The organism is Sphingopyxis sp., assembly GCF_035565275.1.
In the GTDB taxonomy this organism is placed as follows: domain Bacteria; phylum Pseudomonadota; class Alphaproteobacteria; order Sphingomonadales; family Sphingomonadaceae; genus Sphingopyxis.
On the sequence record NZ_DATMST010000183.1, the window covers coordinates 1 to 2648 of the forward strand.

1 protein-coding gene is annotated in these 2648 nt (G+C 68.2%); it reads left to right on the forward strand.

Going from position 1 to position 2648, the window contains the following annotated elements; all coding sequences use genetic code 11:
* The coding region (locus VN047_RS12895; RefSeq protein WP_325543283.1) for a translocation/assembly module TamB domain-containing protein at positions 1-2648 on the forward strand (2648 nt) is incomplete at both ends.

Consider the following 2648-nt stretch of genomic DNA (forward strand, 5'->3'; position numbering starts at 1 on the left):
GCTCGCGCGCGTGGCACTCACGGCGCGCGACGGCACGTTCGCCGCGAAGGGAACCGCGCAGGCGTCGCGGCTGTTCACCGGTCCGGCGGCCGAAATCCTGGGCCGCGAAACCGCGATTGACATGACCGCCCGACTCAACGAGCGCAAGGCGGACATCGACGGACGGCTGTCGTCCGATGCGGCGCGGCTCGGGATCAGCGGCGGCGTCGATCTTGGCGCCAGTCGCTACGACGGGCTGCAACTCGCGGTGAATGTGCTGCGACCGGGCGCGATCGCGCCGGCCGTACGCGCCAACGGTCTTCGCGCGACCGCAAAGCTCGACGGCGAATTCGCGCTGCCGACCGTCGAGTATCAGGCCAACGCGAACAGCCTCGCGGTCAACGACATCGTCGTCGAGGGGCTGAGCCTTGCGGGCAAGGCACGGGTCGACGCCGACCAGATTCTTATCCCCGTCGCGGGCCGTGCGGCGCGCATTCGGGGGCTCGACACCGTCGCGGGCGGGACGCTGGTCGCGGTCCGCCTCGACGGCGATCTCGCCTACGCGGGCGGCCGCATCCTCAGTGACAATCTTCGCCTGCGTTCGCCGCGCATCGATGCGAAGGCGATCATTATCGCCGATCTCAATCGCGGCTTCTACACCGGAGCGATCGACGGACGGATCAACGATTACCGCATCGAAAGCGTCGGTATCTTCGACATCGACACCGATGCCGACCTGAAGACGGCACCGCGCGGAGGATTCGAAATCGTCGGCCGCGTTCGCGCGCGCTCGACCAGACTGTTCAATTCGGGCGTGCGCGACTTCCTCGGCGGTAATGCGACCGCATCGAGCGACGTGCGCTACGGCACCGACGGGGTCGTCCGCTTCGCGAACCTCCGCCTCTCGGCGCCGCGGCTGCGCGTCACCAGCGGGCAGGGCAGCTATGCGCCCAACGGCCAGATCCAGCTCGCGGCGCGCGCCAGTTCGACCGACTATGGGCCCGTCGGCGTCCAGCTTGCCGGCACGATCAGCGATCCACGCGCGGTCGTGACCGCCGAGCGGCCAGGGCTCGGCATCGGGCTCGCGAACCTCGTGGCAAGGATCAACGGCGCGCCGAACGGCTATCGCCTCGCCGCGACCGGCGACACCGACTATGGCCCGCTGTCAGCAGACGTCGTGCTGCTGATGGCGTCGGGACCGCTGACAATCGACGTCGAACGCGGCGACCTGTCGGGGATCGGCTTCAACGGAAGGCTGGTGCAAAGCGATGCCGGGCCGTTCGTCGGCCAGCTCAACGCGTCGGGGCAGGGTCTGGGCGGGCTCGTCCGGCTGAGCGCGGCGGGCAAGTATCAGGCGGCGGCGATCAATGTCCGTGCAAATGATGTCGTTCTTCCCGGGGCGGCGCAACTTGCGATCGGGTCGGCGATCGTCGATGCCGATGTCACGCTGTACGAACAGCCGCACATCGTCGCCGACATCCAGATCGCCGAGACGCAGATCCGCGAATATGACATCGCCGTCGGGCGCGTGAAAATCGACTACCAGAACGGTGCGGGCCAAGCGCAGGCGCTGGTCGAAGGCACGAGCGGCGTGCCATTCCGCATAGCCGCGAACGCCGACCTCAAGCCCGATCTGTGGCGTGCATCGGTGCAGGGCCGCGCGACCGGGATCAATTTCCGCACCACCTCGCCGGCGCGGATCATTCCGGGCAAGGACGGCTACGAATTGCTGCCGACGACGGTCAACCTCGGTCGCGGCAGCAGCGCGCGGGTCGCGGGGCGGTTCGGCGACGGGATCATGGTCCAGAGCCGGCTCGAGCGCGTCAACATGGCAATCCTCAACGCGGTTTATCCCGACATGGGGCTCGGCGGCCGTGCGTCGGGAAGCCTCGATTTCGAGCAGGCGAATTCGGACAGTTTCCCGCGCGCCGATGCGCGGCTGACGATCAACGACTTCACCCGCACCACCGCCGTCTCGGTGAGCCAGCCGGTCGACGTCAATTTTGCCGGCAAGCTGCTCGCCGACGGCGGCGAGGCGCGCGCGGTGATGCGCAAACGCGGCAGCGTGATCGGGCGCGTGCAGGCGTCGCTGCGTCCGCTTGGCCCCGGCGCGGGCGGATGGACAGAGCGGCTGATGGCCGCGCCGCTGGGCGGCGGCATCCGCTACAATGGCCCGGCCGACACGCTCTATTCCTTCTTCGGGCCTGCCGACCAGCATGTGTCGGGCCCGGTCGCGGTTGCCGCCGATTTCAGTTGCCGCGTTTCCGACCCCTGTCTGGACGGGGTCGTGCGCGGAAAGGACATGGTCTATGAAAACCAGACCTATGGCACGCGGCTGACCAATATGGTGGTCAACGGCCGCTTCACCGGCAACCGGCTCGAAGTCGAACAGCTTACCGCGACCGCCGGTGACGGCAGCGTCCAGGCGAAGGGCTATATCAGCCTTTCGCAGGCCGACGGTTATCCGATGAACCTCACCGCCACGCTCGACAACGCCCGCCTCGCCCGCAGCGAGAACATCGCGGCGCGCGCGACGGGCAATCTGACCCTCGAAAAGGTCGCCGGACAAACCGCCCTGTTGTCGGGCAGCCTCCGGCTCCCCGAAACGCGGTACCGTATCGTGCGCGAGGGCGCGGCACAGGTACCGGTCCTCACCGGCGTGCGGCGCA